Source organism: Aeromonas sp. FDAARGOS 1402 (assembly GCF_019046925.1).
Lineage (GTDB): Bacteria > Pseudomonadota > Gammaproteobacteria > Enterobacterales > Aeromonadaceae > Aeromonas > Aeromonas caviae.
The window spans coordinates 3007905-3032533 of sequence record NZ_CP077201.1 but is presented as its reverse complement, the minus strand read 5'-3'; the positions used below and the strand labels follow the sequence as shown (position 1 = coordinate 3032533).

Below are 24629 nucleotides of genomic sequence, written 5' to 3'. Positions count from 1 at the left end.
ATACCTATTGGCAGAGCATTTCAAGCACATTAAGTTGGCACATTTTGTGCTTCGTGTGATGTGACGTCGCTTTTCCGACGCCCATAAAAAAGGGTTCATCGCGGCTTTCCGGGGAAGGCCGCCTTGATTTTCAGAAAAAAGTATTCTGAGTCCCTAAATCCATATGCCATACGCTTTATCACTTTGATCTTGTTGTTCACCCCTTCCAGCACACTCGTGTGCATCGGGTAGTTTGCACTCGCCAGGATCCCCCGCATATATTTCGATAAATTTCGACCAAATCGTTGCAGCGGCGCTAGCCCGCTTTCCTTCACCTGCCGCATCCAGCTCCGCCATCGTCGCCATCCTTCCCACACGCTCGGCGCATACCAGATGCCCTTCAACGCCTCTTTCAGCACGTACACCATCGCCAGCGGTTGATTCGCCGCCAACAGCTCCTGCAACTTCACATCCTGTTTTTCACTCAGCTTCGCCCGATTACGTAGCAGCAACCAACGCGCACTTTTGACCACTTTTCGCGCCGGTTTATCGCTTTTCAGTGCATTCGCCTGCTCCACTCGCACCCGGTCCACCACCTCTCGGCCATAGCGAGCCACCACGTGGAACAGGTCGTAGACCACCTCCGCCTGCGGGCAGTGTTGCTTCACCTCCAGGTCGAACGCCGTGTTCATGTCCATCGCCACCGCCTCAATCTGCTGGCATCGCTCGCCGAGCTGCTCGAAGAAGGGACGGATAGCGGCCCGGCTGTTGCCGTGCCCCACCCACAGGACGCGGGTTCGCTCGGCATCCATGATCACGGTGGCATAGCGGTGTCCCTTGTGCAGGGCAAACTCATCCATCACCAGCCGCCGCACCTCCCCAAGTTCGATGGTGCCCACACTGGTCTGCAAACGGCGCTTGTCGATCTCCTTGATGGTGTGCCAACCGACCCCGGTGAGCTGGCTGACATGGCGGATGGGGAGGTACTGAACGAGCGCTTCAATCCAGCACTGCATGCGCCGGGTGAGGCGGGAGCCAGAGGGGAGCCAGTCGATATGTTCACTGACGCGACCACAGCGCAGACAGTCGACGCGGCGAACAGGCAGTTGTAACCAGACTTGTCGGTCAAATAGGTCTCGCTCACGCACCCGGCGGATACGTTGGTCGTGGATCAATGGCGTGGGTTGCAGGCATCGGCGACAACGGGGCAACAGGTCGGCGCGAGGCTCAAGGGTAAACAGGGTGTGATGGTTGGCAGAAAGCGCTTGGGCGATGACGGTATAACCTGGCCAGAAGGAGGCAATATCAATATGATGCACGGCGACAGCAGGGTGATGGTGGTGGTGTGTTTGGAGACAGCCAGTTTACCAGCACCCTGTCTGTCAACTTCCACTTCCCCAAGATCCCGCGAAGAACCTAAAAAAGGCCGACAAAGTCGGCCAAAGAAGAGCTTACGCTCAGGAGAACAACCTCGAGGGTGACAGAATGAACGATCTGCGCAACACTCGAGGGGTATACCAATAAGAGAACTTCTCTTTCGATAGGACAAGGCGTAAATCCGAACACCCCATTGTTCCATCTTGTTTACCAGGGCGGCCTGAACAACCGCCCTTTTCTTTTTCTTGCAATCAGTCAGATTAGCCTTGCAGCAGAGAGAGCGCAGACTGCGGGCGCTGGTTCGCTTGGGACAGGATGCTGGAAGCCGCCTGTTGCAGGATGTTTTGCTTGGTCATGTTGGCCGTTTCGGTGGCAAAGTCGGCATCGCGGATACGGGAGCGGGCCGCACTGACGTTTTCCGAAACATTGGCTTGGTTGCGGATGGTGGAGTCGAACCGGTTCTGTACAGCACCCAGCTCAGCACGTTTGCTGTCCACTGCCTGGATCATGAAATCCAAATTAGCCATTGCCAGCTGTGCGCTGGAACCTGTAGAACCTGATATGTCATCAATATTAGCCCATGTCACTTTTGATGTACTATCTGTTGAAACAGCCACAACCCATGCATCTGCTCCCGTTGAATTTGTACTTGTAATCGCTGTGACGCTGGCTTTAGCCTTCGTCGCATCGGCAATACCAGTCATGGAAAAGGCTGTGGTCATCTTGAAGGAAATGGTCTGACCGGCATCAGCCCCCACTTGGAAAGACCCCTCGTACTTGCCGCTCAGTAACTTCTGCCCCCCAAAAGTAGTGTCGTTGGCAACACGGTTTATTTCGGTAGAAAGCTGTTTGTATTCGGCCTGCAGAGCATCTCTGTCATCTTTGTTATTAGAGCCATTGGCTGACTGCTGAGCCAGTGTCCGCATACGTTGCAACATAGAAGTGATTTCATCCATGGCCCCTTCCGCAGTCTGAGCGACCGAGATGCCGTCGTTGGCGTTGCGGTTGCCCTGGTCCAAACCGTTGATCTGGGAGGTCAGACGGTTGGAGATCTGCAGACCTGCCGCATCGTCCTTGGCGCTGTTGATGCGCAGGCCGGAGGCCAGACGGGTGTAGGAGGTATCCAGGGATTTGGTGCTGTTCATCATGTTACGCTGAGCGTTGAGCGATGAAACGTTGGTATTGATATACAGACTCATGATTTTTCTCCTAAGCTATTAAAATTTAACTTTAATTCACTCAGGCTTTATTGTGTTTTGTGCCTGATATGTTTAGTTAACGGCGCCTTTTCACAAGACTTTAATTTCTTTTTTCTGCCTTTCTGGCAGTAATCGCCGCCTAACCTATATATCGGCCTCTATTCCCTTCCCTTGAGAAAAAAATCGGGATTTTTTGTCACTTGACTGCCTGCCCCCCGGGCCATAGTGGCCACAGCCCGCATCAGACAAGGCGGGAGCGTGATCTTCACCCAGCCTTCAGAAACCGGCGCTGGCTCCCACTTTTGCACGCCAGCATTGCTCATCCCCACACCTTGCCCCTAAAATCGCCGCCCCATCATCTATTGGACGTGAGTTGTTCTCCATGCAGACACTGGTTGAGCAGATTGTTTACATCAGCGACATGTTTGGTACTGCGGTATTCGCGTTTTCGGGCGTACTGGTGGCCGGCCGTCTCAGGATGGATGGTTTCGGTGTCATGGTGCTGGCGGCGGTTACCGCCATCGGGGGTGGCACCATCCGCGACATGATCCTGGGGGCAACCCCGGTCTTCTGGGTACGCGACCCCCTCTATATCTGGGTGGTCATTGCCACGGCGCTCATCGGCATGTGGATGGTCAAACTGCCCCGCCGCATGCCCTGGTACGTGCTGCCGGTGGCAGACGCCTTCGGGTTGGCGCTCTTTACCGTGATCGGTGCCCAGAAGGCCCTCAATTTCGGCACACCCGGGCTGATTGCGGTGATCATGGGCACCATGACGGGGGTTGCGGGCGGCATGATCCGTGACGTGCTGGCCCGGGAGGTGCCCATGGTGCTGCAAAAGGAGATCTACGCCACCGCCTGCATTCTGGGCGGCATCCTCTATACCTTGTCGCTGGAAATTGGGGTAGACAGGGTCAGCGCCATGCTCATCAGCATGCTCGGGGTATTCGGCCTGCGGGTGGCGGCCATCTACTGGCATCTCTCCCTGCCCACCTTCTCGCTGCAGCGCAACTGAGGAACGCCGGAGTGGGCGAGATCCCATCCCGACAGGGACAAGATTGAACCAAGCCGGCTTTTCTGTTGTCATACAGGGGTCGTTTCAAGCCGGAAAACCTCATGCAAAAACTTGGGCTCATTACCACGCTTGTTCTGATGATGGTGGCAGCGGCTCATGCGGGGGCACAGGCCCTGTTCGGGCGTCTGGCATCCACCCCGGTGCAGCAGTTCAACCAGCAGATCCGTCAGGCGAGCAGCAGTCAGCAAGGCTGGGTCAACGACTATCGCGAAGTGGCTCGCCGCTTCGTCGGCCATAAAGATGTACCCACCCGTATCCATGCTCAACAGCTGGACAACGATCTGGTGCTCTCGGTGGCCCTTGATGGCCAGCGTAGCGACATGCTCTACATCCTGACCCTGTTTCGCAGCAACAACCTGTGGCAGATGCGTCAGGCCGAGATGGGCTGGCGCTGTCAGGGTCAGGAAACCTTCACCCCGGTCCCCTGCCCCTGAGCATCTACCTTCATCCGAGTGAAATAAAAAATCCGGCGCCTTGGCCGGATTTTTTATACGCGTCTTGCCGTCACATCACGGACGGTAGACCTTGACGTTGGCAAAGCCCTTCTCTTTCAGGTAAAGCGCCTGCAGTTTGCTCATCACGCCGCGATCGCAATAGAGCAGGTAGGTCTTCTCTTTCGGCAGATCACCAAAGGCGGTGGCCAGCTTGAAGAAGGGGATATGCATGATCTCGCGCCCTTCCACCACCAGCGGCTTGTCGTCATGCTCCTCCATGGAGCGAATGTCCAGGATCACCTCGTCGTCACCGCTCTCGGCGGTGGTCTCCACCTCCTGCACCTCGGCGGCGGTCTCTTCACCGATGCGACGAATGTCGAGGTAACGGGCCTCGGCCACCACCTTGTCCAGAATGGCAAAGTCGAAGTTCTCCTCTTCCGCCTCGATGCGGGAGAGCTCGGCCTTCACGGTCGGCTTCTTGGAGATCACGCCGCAGTACTCCGGCATGGTCTCGGCGAACTCCAGGGTGCCGATGCGACGGGCTTCGCTGATGATGTCCGGCTTGTCCCAGGTGATGAGCGGGCGCAGGATCACCTTGTCGGTCACCCGGTCGATGACGTTCAGGTTGGTGAGGGTCTGGCTGGAAACCTGGCCAACGCACTCGCCGGTCACCAGGGCCGGGATCTGGAACTCGTCGGCCACCTTGGCAGCGGCACGCATCATCATCCGCTTGAGCACCACCCCCATCTGGCCGTTGTCGATCTTCTCGAGGATCTCGGCCACCACGGGCTCGAAGTCCACCGCGGTGAAGCGCACCCGGTGGGAGGAGCCGAAACGGTTCCACAGGTGATAGGCCACCTGCTTGACGCCAATCTCGTGAGCCGCCCCACCCAGATTGAAGAAGCAGTAGTGCACCCGGCAGCCGCGCTTGATGAACTGGAAGGAGGCGACACCCGAGTCAAACCCGCCGGAGAGCAAGCTCAGCACATCTTCCTGGGTGGCGATGGGCATGCCGCTCAGCCCCTGGTGGATGGCGCTGACGATGAAAAGCTCCTCGCCATCGATCTCGAGGTTGATCTTCACATCCGGGTTCTTGAGGCGCACGCCGTTGCTCACGCAGTGCTGGTTCAAACCACCGCCCACGTAGCGCTCCACTTCGAGGGAGGAGAACTCGTGCTTGCCGTGGCGCTTGGCACGCACGCAGAAGGTCTTGCCCTCGAGCTGATCACCCCAGACGGCTTTCACCTGCTCGAAGATGTCGTGCAGGTCGGTAAACTTGCTGGCCTGCACCTCGAGGAAGGCCTGAATGCCGGGGATGCAGGCCAGGGCTTCGATGGCTTGCTCGCGGAACTGGTCATTGCGGGAGCTCACGATCAGCTTGTCCCAATCCATCCGCACCCGGGCATCGTCGTCAAAGCGGCGCAGGACATTGCGGATATTGCCCTGCAGGATCTTGATAAAGCGCTGGCGAACCGACTTGCTCTTGATGGTGATTTCAGGGAACAGCTTGATAATGAACTTCATGGTAATGACTCGGGTGGCCTTGATTTAAGGGCGCGAATTATATCAGAACTTTGTGAGCAGCGCCTACTGCATGAGCGGCCGCTCACATTCCCCCACGCAAAGTTTGCCGCATCCGGGCAATCATGCGTATATTCCCACCCCTGCATCCTGGCAACACAGCATCCATGAAAACCCATATCTACTACCCCGGCATGGAGGTACGCGACGAGCTCTGGCTCAAGTTTGCCCTGCTCTATCTGGAGCGGCTCGCCTTCGTCTTCACCGTCAGTGAGAAGAGCGGTCTCACCGCCCTGCTGGAGACCCTGCGCCAGCAAACCGACCTGCTGGCCGAGCCGCCACAACCCGCCTTCTTCGCCCATATCACGCCCCAGGTCGAGAGCCAGATTGCCGGCCTGGTCGCCCCCGACTTCGTGCGTCACAAGGTGTTTGGCAACAAGGAGCTGATCGGTCGCTGGCGCCAGCCTGCCAACCACGACTGCTTCTGCCCGGCTCAGGCGGGACTGGAGCGGCTGCACGGATTTTGTCTGACCCACGGCTTTGCGACGCAGGATGAAGGGGGGATCAGAATGGCGCGCCGCTTTGCCAACCTGCTCTCCATGCGCCTCGCCCGTGAGTGGGCACTCGCCAATGACGGGGCGCTTATTACCGATCACGACTATCTCGACCGCCTGCTTCACCTGCTCGAATCCCGCTACCACAATCGCGGCGGTCAGGATTGCTTCCACCTCGAGATCCCGCTGCAAGTGCCCACTCACCTGGCCGACATCCCGTTTGCAGAGCTCATTGCCCTGCGGGGGCGAAGCGGCTTTCGTCAGCAGCTCGCCGAGCTCCATCAGGCCCTCGATGCCCTGCTCGCCATGCTGGGCAGCGGCTACGCCGAACCCGCCGTGTTGACCCGCTTCGAGCAGGCCCAGCAGGGGTTCACCTCCTTGCTGGGACCCGAGACCGTCACCCTGCCGCTCACCACGCTCGTCAGTACTGGCTTACCGGCCATGGCGATGATCCACCACCTCAAGGGGAGTCACCCACAGAGCGACCTGGTATTTCATCCCATCAAGAAGAGCCACTTCCACCAGCGCAAGAGCCGGCATTTCTTCACCCGGCTGGGGCAGGTCAAGCCCTGACCCCCCGCCTCTGCCGGGGAATCGACAATCAACTGACGGCATCGGGACCATCCCCGATGCCGTCAATATTTTGGCGCTTACCACGCCCTCAGGAGGGGTTTTCCAGCCGAAACTCGATGCGATCGCTGTTTCCCGCCTCATCCACCACCACCAGCTGATAGCGGCCCGCCTTGCTCACTACTTGATCCCCGTCCCAGCGCAGCCGCTGGCCGTTGAGAAACCAGGCCGGCTTGCCGACACCGCCCAGCACCCTGGGCTGCAACCGATAGCGCTGACTGCGGATAAGGTTGCCCTCCCCCAGTGCCAGAATGCGGATGGGGGCCTGCAGCTCGGTGCTCTGCCCCTCCCCTGCACAACCGCTGGCCAGCAGCGCCTGACGCCGCTCGCCAGGGGACCGCCACGGCTCCAGCGACAGCGGCCAAAGGGCCCGAAAGCCGGATTGCGCCGCATCGTGGCAGCGGGCCAAGGTCGGCTTGCCCGCGGCGGTCAGTGCGACCTGGCGCAGCGGCGAGGGCCAGTCCATGGGGTCCGGCAAGGTGGGAGGATCGCGCCCTTCCAGCAACCAGGCGCTCTGGCGCTGCAAACACGTCTGCGGCAGGGTCGCGCTGGCCTTGCGCCCCAGCGGCCAGCAGATCTCGGCTTCGCTCACCGTGTTGGGTTGTGCCGGCAGGGGGCTATTGTCAGCCAACCGCGAGTAAACAGAGAGCAGCAGCGGCACAGCTGCACTCTGGCCGTAAAAACCGGGCATGGGGGTACCGTCGGGGCGCCCCAACCAGACGCCTATGGTCCAGCGACCGGAGACCCCCATGGCCCAACTGTCGCGATAGCCATAGCTGGTGCCGGTCTTCCAAGCCAGTCGATTGACCCGGCCGGTCGCCTCGCTGGCGAAAGGCTGATCCGCCCGCCCCTGCGCGCTCAATACTTGCCAGATGATCCAGGCCGCGCCCGGGCTCAGCAAGGGGCGTGACACCGCCTGCTGCCCCGCCAGCCAGACCGGCATCGCCACCTGCCCCTGCCGGGTCAGCGAGCTGTAGAGTGCCACCAGCTGTTCGAGCCGAATGCCCGCCGCCCCGAGCGCAATGGCCGGATTGGGCTTGTCGGAAAGAGCCAGCCTCACCCCGGCATTGTCGAGACGGCTGACCAGCTTGTCCGGCCCAAGCGCTTCCAGCACCTGCACCGCCGGTACGTTGAGGGATTGCTGCAGTGCTTGGGCCAGCGTCACCGGCCCCTGAAAGGCACCGGAGAAGTTGGCGGGGCGATAGTCAGATCCCAGCCTCGGCGCATCGGAGAGCAGAGAAGCCGAGTGCACCAGCCCCTCGTCCATGGCCAAACCGTAGATGAAGGGCTTAAGGGTGGAGCCGGGAGAGCGGATCGCCTGCACCATGTCGAGGTAACCGTGGCGGCGCAAATTGCCATACTCGGCGCTGCCTACATAGGCGCGCACCGCCATGGCTTTGTTATCTACCAACAGCAACGCCGCTGAGGTCTGCTCGGGAAAGCGACGGATATAGCTCGCCACCCGCCCCTCCAACCAACGCTGCAGATCGCCGTCTATGGTGGTGTGCACCAGCGCCCCGGCCTGATTATCGGCGGCAAGGCGGGCAAACAGCGGCGCCTCCATCGGCGTGAAGTGACCGCGAGCCAGCACCGGCTCGATGCGCCCCTCCAGCCACACCTGTTCGGGCCAGACACCTTGCGCTACCAGCCGCTGCATCACCTTGTCGCGGGCGGTGCGGGCCCGCTCGGGATGCCGGTCCGGCCGGTTGCGGCTGGGAGCCTGCGGCAGTACCGCCAACAGCGCAGCCTCGGCATAGGTCAGCTTGGCGGCGCTCTTGCCAAGGTAGGCAAAACTTGCCGCCTGCACCCCCTCCAGATTGCCGCCAAACGGCGCCCGGTTGAGGTAGACGGTGAGCAGAGTGCGCTTGTCATAGTGCCACTCCAGCTGCAGCGCACGGGCCATCTGGCGCAACTTGCCGGGCACGCTCCGGTGGTAAGGCTCGATGAGGCGGGCAACCTGCATGGTAAGAGTCGAGCCCCCCGACACGGCGCGCCCGTAACGCAGCCACTGCCAGACCCCGCGCACCATGGCCACCGGATTGACCCCGGGATGACGCCAGAAGTAGCGATCCTCGTAACCCAGCAGCGCCTCGATATAGCGGGGGGAGACCTGCTCCAGGATCACGGGGTAACGCCACACGCCGCTGGTATCGGCAAAGGCGCGCAGCGGTCGCCCCTTCATGTCGAGCACCACCCGTGCGTAGGCAGGGTCTAGCGGCGGCGGCGGGAAGAGTCGATCCAGCGCCAGCAATGACAGGAGCAGTGCTACAACCCCCAGCACCGAGTAGCGCAGCCAGCGTGGCAGACGGCCAAGCCGGTGGCGGCAAATGCGGCCACCGTGACACAGTCGCAGCCAGCCGCGCCGCCAGAAAGTGAGCGGGCGAACCCGCTCAAGGGAGGGTTTGTTACTCAGAGATACGCACCTCGTGGATATCCTCACCCACAGCCCGCAGCTCGGGGCGGTACATATCCTCCACCTGGGTCGGCGGCACCAGATAGCGACCCGGCGTCACCGCCCGCATCAGGTAGACCAGTTGCTGGTTGCTCCCGGCACTCAGATCCAGCGCCGCCGTGTAGCGGTCATCGCGAAACTCCTGATGCTTGAGATAGTCGTTCCACTCGCTCTGCCACGCCGGTTTCCCCTCGATGGAGAGCTCTTCCAGCTTGATGCTGTTGCCAAGGGCCGGGTTCTCCAGCTCGAAGCCAGCGGGCACCATCTCCACCAGCAGGGCATCGGGCACCGCCGATTCGCTGCTGACGTTGAGCCGCACCACCACCAGATCGCCCACCTTCACCTTGGCGGGATCAAACGGCTGACCGTCGCTATTGAACCAGCTGCGGGTCACACTCATCCCCTTGCTGATCCGTGCCGGTGCCTGTTCGGGGTAACCGACCAGAGTGCGCTGCACATAGAGCGAGCCCCTGCCCTCGTTGGTGACGGTGCTCGCCGCCAGTGCCTCGAGGGCGCCCTGCTGCAGCGGAGCCGAACCGCTCAGGGATCCACTGCCAAGAGAGGAAGTTACCTTGGCCTGCCAATCGACGGCCGGATCGAAGCTGGCGAGTCGCAGCAGGGCGAGCCGCTCCTGAGTGCTGAGCCACTGCCGATGAGCCAAGGTATCTGCCACCTTGGCACTGAGGGCCGGCCAGCGCTCCGCAGCCAGCTTGTGCTGGCGCAGCAGGGAAAGCTCAAGGGCCTGATCGCGCAGCGGTGAACCGTAATCCCCGAGATAATCGTCACCGCGCTCGGTCGCCAATGCCCGACTGAGGGCCTTGGCGGCGTTCTGCTCATCCCCCATGGCCGAGAGCGCCAGCGAGAGGTGCAAGAGTGGCAAACCGGAGCGAGCGTGATCGGCCTGCTGCTCCCAGACAAGCCGCAGGGTAGCAAGTGGGGCCTTGCCCACCCGGGCCAGCACATAGGCGCTGTAAGCCTGATAGGCCAGCCGGCTGTGCTCGGGGGCACTGCTCCAGCGCTCACCATACTGACTGTCGGTGAGATAGCTTTGCAGCCGGTTCAAAGCCTGATTGAGCATCGCTTCAGGCACTGCGTCGCCCGCCTCCTTGCGCGCCAGCAGGTAGTCGGCGGCATAGGCGGTGAGCCACTGCTCCTCGTCGGAGCGACTATCCCAGAGGCCAAAACCACCGCTTGGCAGTTGCAACCGCTGCAGCCGTTGCAGCAGGGCGCGCTGCACATCCGCCTCGCTCGCCGCTTTCTTGCCCTCTGCGGGTTTGTGCCAGGCGGCCCGCTCATCGGCCGTGGTCAGCAAGTAAGGCCAGGCTCGGGACAAGGTCTGCTCCAGACAGGCGTAGGGGTAGTCGGCCAGCGCCTGCCACTGGGCTGCCGGATCCCAGGGGGGAGTGCCGGAGAGGCTGAGCAGCCCCTGCAGGTTGGCACGATCCAGCCCGGCCAGCTCAGCTGGCGCAAAGCTCATCTCTTGGCCGGGAGCCAGCATCTGGTAGCGCTGGCGAGTCTCGGCCGGCCAGGGGGAGCGCAGCGGCAAAGTCCAGTCGCGGCTGATGGCAAAATCCTTGCCGCTGGCAGCCAACTGCAGGCTTGCCACACCGCTCGCCCCGGTCACGGTGAGCGGCAGGGTCAGCCACTGCTCTTCGCCGTTCTTGAGGGACAGCGTCTCGGGCAGCTCGCCGTTTGCCTTGAGCCCGCCGTTGAGGGTCCAGGCAAGGGAGAGGGTCTGATCCTCACCGCTCATGTTGCGCAGCTGCATCAGCGCCCGGGTCTCATCCCCTCTGGCGCCAAAGCGCGGCCAGCCGATCTCTGCCACCAGCGGCGCCACCACCTTGACGGCGCGCTCGGCCTCACCGACCTGCTGTTCGTTCCAGGCCAGCGCCATCAGCGCCAGCTCGCCGTTGAAGTTGGGCAGCTCGAGCGGGATCACCGCCTTGCCCTGCTCGTCAAAACTCACCTCGCCGCTCCAGAGCGCGGCGATCTCGACCCGGCTCTCCAGCGCGCCGCCCTTTTTCAGCGGCGCCCGGTCACCCCCGTAGTTGAGGCGAGCCAGCTTGCCATCTTGCGGCGGGATCACTTGGCCGTAGTTGTCGAACAAATCCTGGGCGAAGCGCTTGCGACCAAAGAAGATCTCGAACGGGTCGAGGGGTTGATAATCGCTGATGTTGAGCACGCCCCGATCCACCGCCGCCAGCACCACGCGGCCCTGACTGTTGGGGGTGGAGGTCGCGGTCACTTCCAGTCGAGTGAGCGGCACCGCTTTGTCCGGCGCGCTCAGGGTAAGCGGCAGACGGCGCGCTTCCCGATCCAGGGTGAACGGCACCAGCCCGACCGAGCGCAGGCTCTGCACACTCTTTTGGCTCACCGGCTTTGAGTCACTGTCTGGCGCGGCGATCTGGGCCGAGATATGCAGATCATGGCGCTGCCACTCGGGGCTGACCGGGATCTCGAACTCGCCGCGGGCATCCTTGGCATCGCCACCGGCCCCCTTGAGCTCGATGCGCTGCCACCAGCGCAGGCCGTCGCCATCTTCCACCATCAGCAAGCCCTTGCCAGGGCGCGGGGCAACCAAAGTCACGTTGGCCTTGTCACCCGCCTGATAGGCGCGCTTGTCGAGGGTAATGACAATCTTGTCAGGCCGCGCCTGCTCGCCACCGCCGCCCCAGGCGTAACTGCCGATCTCCACCCGCAGGCTCGATTGATGGCCCTGACTGTTCTCCACCTCCAACCGATACCAGCCCGCCGCCAGTTGCAGCGTGAGCGGGGTCGGCCCCTTGCCATCCAGCTGCAGGGTCTGCTCCTGCTCCAGATAGGGCTGGCTGTTGAATTCGTACTTCCACCCCTCCCCATCGGCGTAGTGCCAGTAGTAGTCGCGGTACTCGTTGATGAGGCGCACCTTCACCGCCCCCGCCACCGGCTGGCCTTGCTCATCGAGGTTGAGGATCTGGAAGGGGAGCGGCTTGCCCCCCTCTACCCGCTCCGCCACGAAATCGGCCTTGAGTGCCGGCCACTGGCTGCCTGCGGGCCAGCCATACTGGGTGCGGCTGCGATTGACGGCGCGGCCACCGGGCTCGGCGAGCGACACCCGATAGGCCACCTCCAGCGGCCCGAGGGCGCGCACCCCATCGAGTTCATCAGCCAGCGAAAACGTCCCCTGCCCCTGCGCATCCAGGATGAGATTCAGCGGCTCGAGATCCTTGGCCTGCTCGGCGAGCAGCACGTCACCCAGGGTGAACTCCTGCCACTGGGTAAAGGGCATGGTGGCGCGGCTGATTTTCACCTCCGCCTTCGCCTTGGTGGCACTGGCTGGTGCGCCGTAGAGATAGTCCCCTTGCAGTGGCAGAGTGAGGGCGGCGACCAGACTCGTCACTTCCCCATCCTGCCCCTTGCCAAGCTGCAGTTTCAGCCGCTCCGGCAGAAACTCCTCCACCAGGAAAGGCCACTCGAAACGGCTGCCGGCGGCAGTCTTGAGGTTGATGGTCCAGCGCCCGAGCGGCGCATCCTCCGGCAGACGCAGGCCGTAGTGGGCCGCGCCAAGATTGTCCGGCAGCAGGCGCTTTTGTTCGAGCAGTTGGCCGTCCGGCTGTTTCACCTCCAGCTCCACCGCCATGCCAGGAAGCAGCTGGCCATCCTGCCCTTTTAGCAGGATCTCGCTGTCGAGCCGCTCGCCGGGGCGATAGAGGTCGCGTCCGCTGAACAGATAGAGCTGCTGGGCCTGCCAGGGCTGGGTGCCGAGCTCGAAGGTGGAGAGATCGAGGGCCGCGCCATCGAGGCGCAGCACCGCCAGATGGCTGCCCTGCTCGGCCAGCAGCAGGCGAGCCCCCTGCACCTGATCGAAGCGGCGATGACCTTGGGGGTCGGTGGTTTGCACCTGCAGCCGGTTGCCCTTCTGGTCGAGCAGGGAGAGCTGCACATCCTTGAGGGGGTCGGCGCTGGCCAGGGAGCTGACGAACACCTCCAGCTCATCGCGGTAACGGCGGGCACTGAGCCCCATGTCGCTCACCGCAAAGTAGGTGGTCTCCTTGCGCCAGTCGTAGTTGCCAAGGGGGGACATTACCGCAAAGTAGACGCCAGCCTCCGCCAGCTGCGGCTCCTTCACATTGATGAGGCGGGTCTCGCGCCGGTTGGCATCGAGCTCCAGCGCGTAACGGCCGCTGAACACCCGCTTGGCCCGCTGGGTGATCTGTTCAAGCTCCCAGTTGCCCATGCCGGAACCGGGGCGATACTCGGCCAGGAAACGGGGCAGATACTCCGCATCGACCCGGAAGAAGTCGATATTGACCTCGTCCACGTTGACCGCGCTGATGGGCAGGCGCAGCTCGTCGCGCAGCGGCAACACCATGCCGCTCGCGGTAAACGACGCCCCTGCCTCCAGCGGCCGGGTCTTGAGGGTCCAGCGCTGGGGGGATGGGCCCAGCCCCGCCTTGAGGCTCACCTCGTAGCGTTTGTCGGGTTGCACGTTCGGGAAATAGAGGGTGCGGCCATCGTCGGCGAGGATCCACTCCCCCTGCACCTGCTTGCCCCCTTCACTTACAGAAAGCCAGCTCTGCCAGTTTGCCTTGGGCACCAAGGGGCCGGAGAAGACCAGGGCCAGCGCCGGGGCATCGCGGTATTGGCGTGCATTGGCCTGCACCACGGATGCGGGCGCTCCCGCCTCCTGCCGGGCCATCGGTTCTGTCGTCGGCACCTGGCTGGCAGGCTTGTCGGGGCCGCAACCAGCCAGCAGCGCCGCCAGCCAGGCCACACGGGGAAGACGAGTCACGGGGCAGGAGAGAGAGAGGTGCATGGTGTTCATCCCGGGTTGGATCGCCGCAGCGCAGGAGCCAATAGAATAAAGCGTCACTCCCGGGAACACCAACTGCCATGTCGGGCGGCATCGGCCAACAGAAATGGGCGCATCGCCTCGGACGGGAGCGCGACGCCCAGTGAACCGAGAGGTTTATTCGAGGCCCCGTATGCGATCTCCTGTTCCATGAAAGAGGATTGTCGTGATTTTCTGAACCCAGGCTAAACCGGGCACCACTGTTCACTTGTGCGTGATCGGGCCATTCATTATTCTCGGCCCTGCTCAACACAGGCCTTCCAATCAACGACATATCAAGCAGATAAATATTTTTTACGCCTTGAACACCTGTGCCATACATAACGTGCAGGTGCGCTCGATGTATGCCTCAACCATTGAAAACAAACTTATTAATTGTCCATCGACCAGAATGCCGACCTTGAGTTCACACAGGGTCAGCGGGGTCATGCATCCATCCCTCTCTGGAGTCATATCAGCATGGAAAATAACGATCTGTCCCTCGTCGAAAAAAGATTGGTTGCCCGATTCCTGGACATGTTCATCAAATTTGGTCTTATTCTGGCGCTGGGGTCGTTCTGCTTCACCGTGTTCTCCCCTTTCATGAACATGATGCTGTGGGCCCTGATCCTGGCGGTCACCCTTTACCCCCTCCATCAGCGCTTTGCCGCCAGACTCGGGGGAAAACAGGGTCAGTCGTCCACCCTGCTGGTCCTGCTGGGCATCCTGCTCATCGTGGCCCCCACCGTGGCCATGCTCGGCTCCCTGGGTGACAGCGTCAGCGCCCTGATAGACAAGGTGAACAACAACACTCTGGTGATTCCGGCACCTTCCGCCGACATCGCCAGCATCCCGCTGATCGGTGCCAAACTGCACGCCTTATGGACCAAGGCATCCGTGGATCTGCCGAGCCTCCTCATCAGCTACAAGCCGCAGCTCGGCGACATGGCCAAGCAGACTGTCACCATGCTCGCCAGCATGGGGGGCGGCCTGCTGGGCTTCGTCGCCTCTTTCATCGTGGCTGGCATCATCATGGCCTGGGGGGCACCGGGTGCCATCAGCGCCGAGCGCATCGCCATGCGCATCACCGATGAGCGCAAGGGCCTCGCCCTGACCAAGCTGTGCACCAGCACCATCCGGGCCGTGGCCATGGGGGTCATCGGGGTCGCCTTCATCCAGGCCCTGCTGGCTGGCGTCATCATGTCCCTCGCCGGGATCCCGGCGGTCGGCATCTTCTTCGTCCTGGCGCTGATCCTGGGTATCGCCCAGGTCCCCGTCATCCTGGTCACGGGACCGGCCATCGCCTTCATGTGGATGGCGGGGGATCACGGCACCCTGCTCAACGTCATCTACTCAGTGCTGCTGGTCGTGGCCGGCATGGCCGACAACGTGCTCAAGCCGCTGCTGCTGGGGCGTGGCGTCGATGCGCCCATGCCGGTAGTGCTGCTGGGGGCCCTCGGCGGCATGGCCACCAATGGCATCCTCGGCATGTTCATCGGTGCCACCCTGCTCTCCATCGGCTATCGCATCTTCATGGCCTGGGTCAACGACGGTCTGGCCAACGCGGAAAAATAACCCCATGGCCGACGCACTTTCTCTCCTTCGCCCCCTGTTTGCAGGGGGCACCTGCCTGCTGCTCGGTGCCTGTACTCTGCTCGGGCCCGATTATCAGGCCCCCGGTGTCGAGGAGATGGCCAACTGGCACAGCGCCAGCGAGGGTCAGCAGGCGGTGACGGTGACCGACTACCGACGATGGTGGGACAACTTGCACGATCCCGTGCTGAGCGCCCTGGTGGAGGAGGCCTTCCTCAAGAATCCGGACGTGCGGATCGCCGGCCTGCGGATCCTCGAGGCCCAGGCCCAGCTTGGCATCGCCGAGAGCCTGCTCGGCCCCCAGGCGACGGTGGGAACGGCAGAATTCCTCCAGGCAGGTCAGACCCGGGGCGGCCACAGCAGCGCGGGCAACAGCTACGGCGCCGGCTTCAACCTCGGCTGGGAACTCGACTTCTGGGGCAAGTTCCAGCGCGGAGTCGAGGCGGCGGATGCCAGCTATTTCGCGACCCTGGCCCAGTATGACGACATCCAGGTGTTGATGGCCGCCCAGGTGGCCCAGCTCTATGTGAGCATCCGTACCCTGGAGGCCAGGCTCCAGATCGCCCGGGAGAATGCCCGCATCCAGCGGCGCAGCCTGGAGATCACCGAGCGACTGTTCAAGAGCGGCAACAGCGCCGAGCTGGACGTGCAGCAAGCCAGGACCCAGTACCTGGGCACCCTGTCCGGCATTCCCCAGCTCGAGACCAGCCTGCGCCAAAGCCAGAACGCCCTCTCCACCCTGCTCGCCAGCGCCCCGGGGCCCCTGCCCGAGATGACCACCAACACCGGCAAGATCCCCCAGGGCGAGCTGGCCCTGGTCACCGAGATGCCCGCGGATCTGCTGCGCCGCCGTCCCGACGTGCGGGTGGCGGAGCGTCAGCTGGCCGCCCAGTCGGCCCTCATCGGGGTGGCCGAGAGCGAGCTCTACCCCTCCATCACCCTGCTCGGCACCCTGGGAGTCAATGCCAGCGGCGGGGAAAGTGGCACCTTCTCCTGGGCCGTCGGGCCGTCGCTGACCTGGAACCTGCTGGATCAGGGGCGGCTCGGCAACCAGATCCTGGTGCAGGACGCCCGCTTCCAGCAGCTTCACGAACGCTATCGCGACAGCGTGTTCAAGGCGGCCCGCGAGGTGGATGACGCGGCCGTTGCCTATGCCAACGGCCAGGAGGAGATCGCCCTGCTGACCCAGACCGGCGAAGCCGCCCGCCGCTCCCTCGAAATCGCCAACACCCAGTACCGCGAGGGGATGGCGGACTTCCAGCGGGTACTCGACTCCCAGCGTGCCCTGTTCAACCAGCAGGAGCGCCTGGTCAACAGCCGTGGTGCCCGGATGCGCGACCTCATCACCCTCTACAAGGCACTGGGTGGCGGTTGGGAACAGGGGCGCGAACGTCCCCTGGTGACCCCCAAGGTGGAGGCTCAACTGCGCACGCGCGCCGACTGGGCCCCCCTGCTCGACGCAGCCCACTCCCCCATGACACAGAAGGCAAACGCCCATGACTGACACAGCCTCTCCCGGTCAGGCCAGCCGCCGCGCCACCCTCGGGCTGCTGGCCGCGATCCTCCTCCTGCTCACCTGGTATCTGCTGGCGGACAGGTTGACCCCCTACAGCTCCCAGGCCCGGGTGCAGGCCTTCGTGGTTCCCGTCGCCGCCGAGGTGGCAGGCCAGATCAAGCGGGTCTATGTCCACGACAATCAGGACGTGGAAGCTGGCGCCCCCCTGTTCGAGATCGATCCCGAGCCTTATGACATCGCCCTGGCCAAGGCCAGATCCGACTACCAGACGGTGCTGAGCGGCGTCAAGGCGAATACCGAAGGGGTCAAGGCGGCCGAGGCTTCCCTGATGGCCATGCGCGCTGCCTACGACAACGCGGCCAAGGATGCCGAGCGCCAGGAGCGGCTCTATCGGGAAGATCCGGGGGCCATTTCGGTGCGTCGCCTGGAGGTGGCCCAGGCCAGCCGCGAGACCGCCAAGAGCCAGGTGGCGGCGGCCGAAGCCGACGTTCGCCGCGCCATCGAGGCCGCCGGGGCGAGCGGCGATGACAACTCCCAGCTGCTCAGTGCCCGCTCGGCGGTGCACAAGGCCGAGCTGGATCGCCAGAACACCCGCGTGGTGGCGCCGGGTCGGGGGCTCATCACCGACCTCAGCACGGATGCGGGCCAGTTTATCGGGGCCGGCGCCCCGGCCATGACCCTGATCGCCATCCACGACGTCTGGGTATCGGCGGATCTGACGGAGAACAACCTCGGCAACATTCGACCGGGGGACAGGGTCACCATCCTGCTCGACAGCCTGCCCGGACAGCTGTTCAAGGGGGAGATCCGCAGCGTCGGCTACGGGGTGGGCGATGGCAAGAGCCAGCCCGCCGGCACCCTGCCCACGGTGGACAACAACCGCGACTGGCTGCGCCAGGCCCAGCGTTTCCCGGTCAAGGTAGCCTTCCAGAATGATGACTTTCCGCCGGTCGAGGCGCTGCGGGTCGGTGGCCAGGCCGATGTGCTGGTCTACACCGGCGAGAGCGGGGTGATGCACTTCCTGGGAGCGCTCTATATCCGGCTGATGAGCCTCTTCTCCTTCCTCTATTGAGGCGCCAGATGCATAACGCCGACAGGGCTGTACTGCGCATTGGCACTGGCATCGGGCTCGCGACGGGGATCTGTTACGGCCTGGCGCTGCCCATGCCCCACCTCGGGGTCATCATGGCCTGGGTGGTGCTGTGCCGACCCGGAGAGGCCCTCGGCCTGAAGAAGGGGCTGGCAGGGGGGTTGCTGCTGCTGGGAATCATGACAGCCGGGGTGCTGCTGGTCCCCCTGCTGACCCACTATGCCCTGGCGGCCGTGCTGCTCGTCGCCCTGCTGCTCTACCTGCTGATGCAGCAAGCGATGGCCGGCAAGGGCGCCGCCGCCATGCTGCTCATCATGGCCATTACTGTGATCCCGGTGGCCGGTCTCATCGAGCAGTCCCTTGCCATCGCCCTTGCCCAGATGATGGCGCTGGGGATCCTTATAGGCACCTTGGTCAACCGCCTGGCCCACGCGCTCTTCCCTCCCCTGCCGGTGGCCGGGGCGGCGGCAAGGCCCGTGCCATTGCCCCCCGAACACCCCGAGCGGCTGGCGCTGCGCGCCGTCGCCATGGTGCTGCCGGTGTGGCTGCTGGCCCTCAGCAATCCGGCGTTCTACATTCCGGCGGTGATGAAGACGGTGACCCTGGCCCAGCAGAGTACCTCTCTCAACGCCAGACAGGCGGGCCAGGAGCTGGTGCTCTCGACCCTGATGGGCGCCCTGCTGGCGTTCGCACTCTGGCTGGGGCTCAGCCTCTGGCCCTCGCTCCTGATGCTGGTGCTGATGCTGGCCCTGATGACCCTCTGGCTGGCGCGGCGCCTGGTGCGGCTGGTGGCGGGGCGTTTCCCACCGTCATTCTGGAGCAACGCCTGGATCACGGCGCTCATCCTGTTTGGCCCGGCCATCGAGGACAGCGCCACCGGCAAGGATGTGTGGTTGGCGGCCGCCATGCGCTGCGGCCTCTATCTGGTGGTGGCCGGCTATGGCTGGCTCTGTATCTTGCTGCTCGAACCGTGGTGGCCAGTCGGCCGCCCACTGGCAGAAGCCAAGCTAGGAGATTGATATGTTAACGATTTTTTTGGTCGGCATCCCGGTGATCCTGGTCAACATGCTGCTGCAATCCCTGGTATCCGTCTGGTGCATCCGCTTCTACGTCAAGCGATTCAATGAACGCGAGGGGGCCCTGGCCGGCATGCTGGCTTTGTTTGGCATAATCACCCTGGTGATGCTGGGCAACCTGGCCCAGATCGGCGTCTGGGGAGTGCTCTTCCTGTGGCTCCGGGAGTTCGATACCCTGCAGGAGGCCGTCTATCACTCCGGGGTCAACTTCGCCACTCTGGGCTATGGCGACATCGTCATGAGCCCGCAGTGGAAGCTGCTCGGCCCCCTGGAGGCGGTCAACGGTGCCCTGATGATAGGCCTCTCCGGCGCCTCCATGCTCGCGGTCTTGCAGCACCACATTCGCAATCAGTTCGATGACGTGACCCCCTGACAGCGAGGGGCCACCTGCGGCAAACCCCTGCGGCAACAAAACGGGCCACTCACTGGAGTGGCCCGTTTGCATACAGAGTGATCAATCGGGCCATTTCAGCCACAGGATCTACTCGGCGATCACCATCTGCCAGGTTTTGAAGCCGCCGGAGAGGTTCTTCACTTTGAAGCCGTGCTGGCTCAGCAGGCGGCAGGCCACGTGACCCCGCAGTCCCACCTGGCAGCTGATGAGCAGCTCTTTATCCTTGGGCAACTCATCAAGGCGGCCACGCAGCTCGTCCAGAGGAATGTGCATCGCCCCCGGAATGCGTCCCAGCTTGTCGAGTTCGGGGCCGTTTCGCACATCCACCACCTGCTGATGGGGGTGGCGAGCCTGCACCTCGGCTGCGTGGCAGAGCAGGGTGTCCCCCTTCAAATGGTTGCTCGCCACGAAGCCCGCCATGTTGATCACATCCTTGGCCGAGCCAAAGGGCGGCGCATAGGTGAGCTCCAGATCCTGCAGATCGAACACGGTGAGCCCGGCACGCTGGGCCACCGCCAGCACGTCGATGCGCTTGTCGATGCCAGCCTTGCCGATGGCCTGGGCGCCGTAAATCTTGCCATCGGGGGCAAACAGCAGCTTGAGGCTGACCGGGTGGGCACCGGGGTAGTAGCCGGCGTGGCTGCCCGGGTGGACATAGACCTTCTCGAACGGCAGCCCCAGCTGCACCAGCCGCTTCTCGTTCAGCCCCGTGCTCGCCACCGCCAGATCGAACAGCTTGCAGATGGCGGTCCCTTGCGTCTTCTTGTAGGTTTCGCTTCGCCCCAGCATGTTGTCGGCGGCGATGCGCCCCTGCCGGTTGGCCGGGCCCGCCAGGGGAATGAGCACGGATTCGCCGGTGACAAAATCGGTCTCCTCCACCGCGTCCCCCACCGCGAAGATGCAGGGATCCGAGGTACGCATCCCGGCATCCACTTTGATGCCGCCCCGCGGTCCCAGCACCAGCCCCGCCTTGGCGGCGAGCAGGGTCTCGGGCTTGACGCCGATGGCGAGGATCAACAGGCCGGTGTCGAGATGAGAGCCGTCGCTCAGGGTCAGGCGCAGTCCACCCCGCTGGGCGGTCGCCACGGCGGCAGTCTTCTCGGCAGTCTTCTCGGCAGGCACCTCCAGGCTCTCGATGGCAGCGAGGCCGGTGCGCAGGCGCAGATCGATGCCCTCCTCCCGGATACGGGCATGGAGCAGGTTGGCCATCTCCTTGTCCACCGGCGCCATCACCTGCTCGGAAAGCTCCAGCAGGGTGACATCCAGCTTGCGCTGGTGCAGCGCCTCCATCATCTCCAGCCCGATGAAACCGCCCCCCACCACGGTGACGTGGCGGGGCTTGTCGTGCGCCAGCGCCGCCAGGATGCGATCCATGTCGGGAATATTGCGCAAGGTGTGCACACCCGGGCTGTCGATGCCGGGGAAGGGAGGCCGGATGGGCGCCGCCCCCGGGCTCAGCAGCAGCACGTCGTAGGCTTCGCGCCGCTCTTCGCCGGTCAGCAGGTTGCGCACCAGCAGGCTCTTGCCGGCCCTGTCTATCTCGATGACGTCGTGAAACACCCGCACATCCACGTTGAAGCGGCGCTTGAAGCTTTGCGGTGTCTGCAGCAGCAGGGCATCCCGATCCGGGATATCCCCCCCGATGTGATAAGGCAGACCGCAGTTGGCGAAGCTCACGAACTCGCCCCGCTCGAACATCACGATCTCCGCCTCTTCGCTCAAACGGCGGGCACGGGCGGCGGCGGACGCCCCCCCGGCCACACCACCCACAATCAGGATCCGTTTCATCTGCAAGACTCCACTCAACAGGAAATGACCAATAAATTAGACTTATCTAATTTAGAATTCAATGAAATTTTGTTTGCCACGGATTTGCAGTATTCTTGCCCTCCGACAATTGCTCAACAGGATAGTGTCAGTTCATGTCGTCTACCGCGCTCAGCCATCTTCCGACCGCCAGCCAGGCGCCCCTGTTTTTCCGCCTGGATACCCGTAGTCAACGGCTGGTCGCCCTGACCGATGTGATGCAGACGCCGCTCCACTGGCTCGACGAGCCCCGCAGTGCCTGGCCAGCCCAATTGCCGGACGCCCTGCGCCAGCCCATCGAGCAGCGGCTGGCCAGCGGCAAGGGGGGCAAGCTGGTGCTGCGCTTTGACGCTCTCCTCTGGCACATTTCCCTCTCCCACGAGCAGGACGCCTTCTGGCTCATCTGCCTGCAGACCCAGTCCCAGGAGAGCGCCGCCAGCCTGTCCCTGCAACTGCCGCGCCTGAGCCAGATGGCCAGCCAGCAGCAGTATGACGCCATGCTGGAGAGCCTCAAGGAGTGCCTGGGGGCCGATCGCCTGATCCTCTGGCACTACCAGGCCCATGGCGCCCTTGGCGGCGAGCAGCTGACCCCGGTGTTCACCCTGGGGGTGGACGCGCTCGGTGCCATTCGCGGAGACAGCCGCTACATCCGAGCCCTGCGCGCCCGGGGCGCCCTGAGCTTCTCGGAGGCGGCCCACCAGCCCATGTTGAGCCAGCACTACTACCTGGCCGATGCCAATGTCTGCTCCCGCCTGGACGGCGCCTTGCTGGAACAGGAGAAGCTCATCGGCGTGCTCAGCCTGGAGTATGCCGAGAGCACCCTCATCAGCGATGACACCCTGCAACTGGTGCGTCATTGCGCCCGCTTGCTCGGCCACTGGCAGCCGGACCCCGTGGCGACCGACGCCCCGGACCTCGCGCCCCCACCCGGGCTTGCCAACCTGACCGGCAACGATTACTGCCGCGCCCTGCTGCGCTGGGCCATGGGCCTGAGCGGTGCCCACTGGGGCTGGATCGGCGAGTTTCAGCCTCGCGGCCAGGATCTCTGGCTCATTCCCCGCTGCGTGGTGGAGGGGGAGACCTTCGCCGTCGTCAAACCCATGCCCATGGACATCGGCCCTGGCCGGGAGATCTTCCAGCACGGGCAGAGTCTCTACGTGGAAGATCTGGCCCTGCGCTATCCCCAGTCCAGCCAGCTGCTGGCCCTCGACGCCAAGGCCTATGTCGGTATCCCCTTCCCGGGGCCAAACGGTCTCCCCCTGGGGCAGCTCACCCTGCTGCTCGCCACCCCTCTGGCCGATCCCGCGCCCCTGCTGGACGTCCTCTACGAACAGCGCGAGCGGGCCGCCAGCGAGTTGCAGCGCCTGGCCAATGACGATGCCCTGCGCCTGGCAGAAGTGGCCTTCAACACCCACGACGGCCTGCTGGTGATGGATCACGGGGGCATCATACTCAAGGTCAATGCCTCCTTCAGCCGCATCACCGGCTTTGCCAGCGAGGAGATGCTGGGCCTGCACATCGACGCCCTGAGGCCCACCTACTATGGCGACACCCTCAAGGAGGAGGTGATCGCGGCGGTCAACCGGCAGGGATACTGGCTCGGGGAGGAACAATGCCTGCACAGGGAAGGACACCTCTTCCCGGTGCGGCTCATGGTGAGCGGGGTCAAGGACGAGGAGGAGGAGATCAGCCACTTCGTCTGCAGCTTCCACGACATCACCCAAGAGAAAGAGACCGCCCGCCACATCGAGCGCCTCGCCTACTACGACGACCTGTGCGATCTCTACAACAGGCGCAGCCTGACCGACATCATGCAGCGCACCCTGCAGACCCCGAGTGGCCAGTGGGGGGCCCTGCTGCTGCTGGATCTGGACAACTTCAAATCCATCAACGACTCCCTCGGTCACGCCTGCGGCGATCTGCTGCTCCAGGCCGTGGTGGTGCGACTCAAGTCCCTGCCCCAGGAGAACCTGGTGCTCGCCCGCACCTCGGGTGACGAATTTGCCCTGCTCTTCACGGCACTGGGCCAGGGCTATATCACCGCCAAGATCCTGGCGGAGCACTTTGCCCGGGAGCTGATGGGGATCTTCCGCGCCCCCTTCGACATCGGCGATCACAAGCTGCACTGCAGCGCCTCCGTGGGGATCAGCCTGTTCAGCGATGACGACAAGGATCACCTTGTCCTGATGCAGCAGGCCGATACCGCCGTCCACATGGCCAAGCGCGCGGGCCAGGGCAACCATATCTTCTTCAGTGAAGCCATGGCGGAAAAAGAGAAGAGCAAGCTTTCTCTCAACAACCAGCTGCGCGATGCCCTGCGCAACAACGAGCTGGTGCTGCACTACCAGCCCCAATACCGGGTCGACAACGGCACGCTCTCGGGCATAGAGGCGCTGCTGCGCTGGCAGAAGGCCGACGGCACCATGGTGCCACCCGGGGAGTTCATCCCCATCGCCGAGGAGACCACCCTGATCCAGGAGATAGGCTACTGGGTGATGAAGACCGCCTGCGCCCAGTACAGCTTCTGGCTCAACAACGGTCTCGCCATCCCCCATCTGTCGGTCAACGTCAGCGCCCGCCAGTTCCACACCGCCGGTTTCGTGCAGCAGGTGGAGTACATTCTGCGGGACACCGGGGTGCCCCCGTCGCGCCTGCTGCTGGAGATCACCGAGTCCGTGGTGCTGGAAAATCGGCTGGAGAGTATCGCCAGGATCCGCCAGCTCAAGGCCCTCGGCCTGCTCATCTCCATCGACGACTTCGGCACGGGCTACTCCTCCCTGGCCTATCTGCGGGATCTGCCCGCCGACGAAGTGAAGCTCGACAGAAGCTTCATCCAGACCCTGGTCCACAGCGAACAGGACAAGGCCATCGTCAAGGCCATCCTGGATCTCGCCCGGGTGTTTCGTTTCACCGTCACCGCCGAAGGAGTGGAGGAAGAGGAGCAGCTCGCCGTGCTCAAGGCCTTGGGATGCCAGCATTATCAAGGCTTCCTCACCAGTCGGCCGCTCCCCGTCAAGGCACTGGAGAGCCTGCTGGGTGCCACCCCTGCGGGCTAAACTGGTAGGATTTATAGGGCTTTCTGTCATAAAATAACGACCGCTCGAACCTTGTCCGCACCATTGG

16 protein-coding genes are annotated in these 24629 nt (G+C 63.3%); 9 read left to right on the top strand and 7 right to left on the bottom strand.

Going from position 1 to position 24629, the window contains the following annotated elements; genetic code table 11:
• Positions 1-95: 95 nt before the first annotated feature.
• Both I6L32_RS14515 and I6L32_RS14510 read right to left on the bottom strand, forming a co-directional pair.
• Positions 96-1298: an ISL3-like element ISAeme19 family transposase gene (locus I6L32_RS14515; protein ID WP_084865641.1), complete on the bottom strand. Its 1203-nt coding sequence runs from the start codon at positions 1296-1298 to the stop codon at positions 96-98.
• Positions 1299-1616: 318 nt separating this feature from the next.
• Positions 1617-2555: a flagellin gene (locus tag I6L32_RS14510; protein ID WP_216944043.1), complete on the bottom strand. Its 939-nt coding sequence runs from the start codon at positions 2553-2555 to the stop codon at positions 1617-1619.
• Positions 2556-2937: 382 nt separating this feature from the next.
• Between I6L32_RS14510 and I6L32_RS14505 the strand changes: the two genes are divergently transcribed.
• Together I6L32_RS14505 and I6L32_RS14500 are read left to right on the top strand one after the other, a co-directional pair.
• The gene (locus tag I6L32_RS14505) at positions 2938-3570 is read left to right on the top strand and encodes a trimeric intracellular cation channel family protein (protein ID WP_045525413.1); all 633 of its coding nucleotides are present in this window, start codon (positions 2938-2940) and stop codon (positions 3568-3570) included.
• A gap of 101 nt (positions 3571-3671) precedes the next feature.
• Entirely contained in the window at positions 3672-4064 is a 393-nt protein-coding gene (locus I6L32_RS14500; protein ID WP_039038657.1) for a hypothetical protein, read from the top strand.
• Positions 4065-4139: 75 nt separating this feature from the next.
• On the opposite strand, the gene thiI is transcribed toward I6L32_RS14500, so the two are convergent.
• Positions 4140-5588 (bottom strand): tRNA uracil 4-sulfurtransferase ThiI, encoded by a 1449-nt coding sequence (gene thiI / locus I6L32_RS14495; protein WP_010674285.1) that lies wholly within the window; start codon positions 5586-5588, stop codon positions 4140-4142.
• 164 nt (positions 5589-5752) lie between these two features.
• On the opposite strand from thiI, the gene I6L32_RS14490 reads away from it, so the two are divergent.
• Positions 5753-6712, top strand: a complete 960-nt coding sequence (locus I6L32_RS14490; protein ID WP_216944042.1) for a hypothetical protein — start codon at positions 5753-5755, stop codon at positions 6710-6712.
• An 88-nt stretch (positions 6713-6800) separates the two neighbouring features.
• Here I6L32_RS14490 and pbpC read toward each other — a convergent pair whose 3' ends face one another.
• From pbpC to I6L32_RS23535, 3 genes are all read right to left on the bottom strand, one after another.
• On the bottom strand, positions 6801-9209 hold the full coding sequence (pbpC, locus tag I6L32_RS14485) for a penicillin-binding protein 1C (protein WP_216944041.1): 2409 nt from the start codon (positions 9207-9209) through the stop codon (positions 6801-6803).
• Entirely contained in the window at positions 9175-14016 is a 4842-nt protein-coding gene (locus I6L32_RS14480) for an alpha-2-macroglobulin (protein ID WP_254203827.1), read from the bottom strand. Before I6L32_RS14480 ends, pbpC begins: the two co-directional genes overlap by 35 nt.
• 330 nt (positions 14017-14346) lie before the next feature.
• Complete coding sequence (locus I6L32_RS23535) at positions 14347-14481, bottom strand: hypothetical protein (protein ID WP_010674281.1); 135 nt, start codon at positions 14479-14481, stop codon at positions 14347-14349.
• Positions 14482-14568: 87 nt separating this feature from the next.
• On the opposite strand from I6L32_RS23535, the gene I6L32_RS14475 reads away from it, so the two are divergent.
• The 5 genes from I6L32_RS14475 to I6L32_RS14455 are packed head-to-tail and all read left to right on the top strand — an operon-like array spanning position 14569 to position 19679.
• Complete coding sequence (locus I6L32_RS14475) at positions 14569-15606, top strand: AI-2E family transporter (protein WP_223955555.1); 1038 nt, start codon at positions 14569-14571, stop codon at positions 15604-15606.
• Positions 15607-15610: 4 nt separating this feature from the next.
• Complete coding sequence (locus I6L32_RS14470) at positions 15611-17128, top strand: efflux transporter outer membrane subunit (protein ID WP_216944039.1); 1518 nt, start codon at positions 15611-15613, stop codon at positions 17126-17128.
• Positions 17121-18212, top strand: a complete 1092-nt coding sequence (locus I6L32_RS14465; RefSeq protein ID WP_216944038.1) for an HlyD family secretion protein — start codon at positions 17121-17123, stop codon at positions 18210-18212. The genes I6L32_RS14470 and I6L32_RS14465 overlap by 8 nt, the downstream gene beginning before the upstream one ends.
• An 8-nt stretch (positions 18213-18220) precedes the next feature.
• A complete protein-coding gene (locus tag I6L32_RS14460) occupies positions 18221-19249 on the top strand; it encodes a DUF2955 domain-containing protein (RefSeq protein WP_216944037.1) in 1029 nt (342 codons plus the stop codon).
• A 1-nt stretch (position 19250) separates the two neighbouring features.
• Positions 19251-19679, top strand: a complete 429-nt coding sequence (locus I6L32_RS14455) for an ion channel (RefSeq protein WP_216944036.1) — start codon at positions 19251-19253, stop codon at positions 19677-19679.
• 108 nt (positions 19680-19787) lie between these two features.
• On the opposite strand, the gene I6L32_RS14450 is transcribed toward I6L32_RS14455, so the two are convergent.
• Positions 19788-21488 (bottom strand): FAD-dependent oxidoreductase, encoded by a 1701-nt coding sequence (locus tag I6L32_RS14450; RefSeq protein WP_216944035.1) that lies wholly within the window; start codon positions 21486-21488, stop codon positions 19788-19790.
• A gap of 134 nt (positions 21489-21622) precedes the next feature.
• On the opposite strand from I6L32_RS14450, the gene I6L32_RS14445 reads away from it, so the two are divergent.
• Complete coding sequence (locus I6L32_RS14445; protein WP_216944034.1) at positions 21623-24562, top strand: GGDEF and EAL domain-containing protein; 2940 nt, start codon at positions 21623-21625, stop codon at positions 24560-24562.
• The last annotated feature ends 67 nt before the right edge of the window (positions 24563-24629 follow it).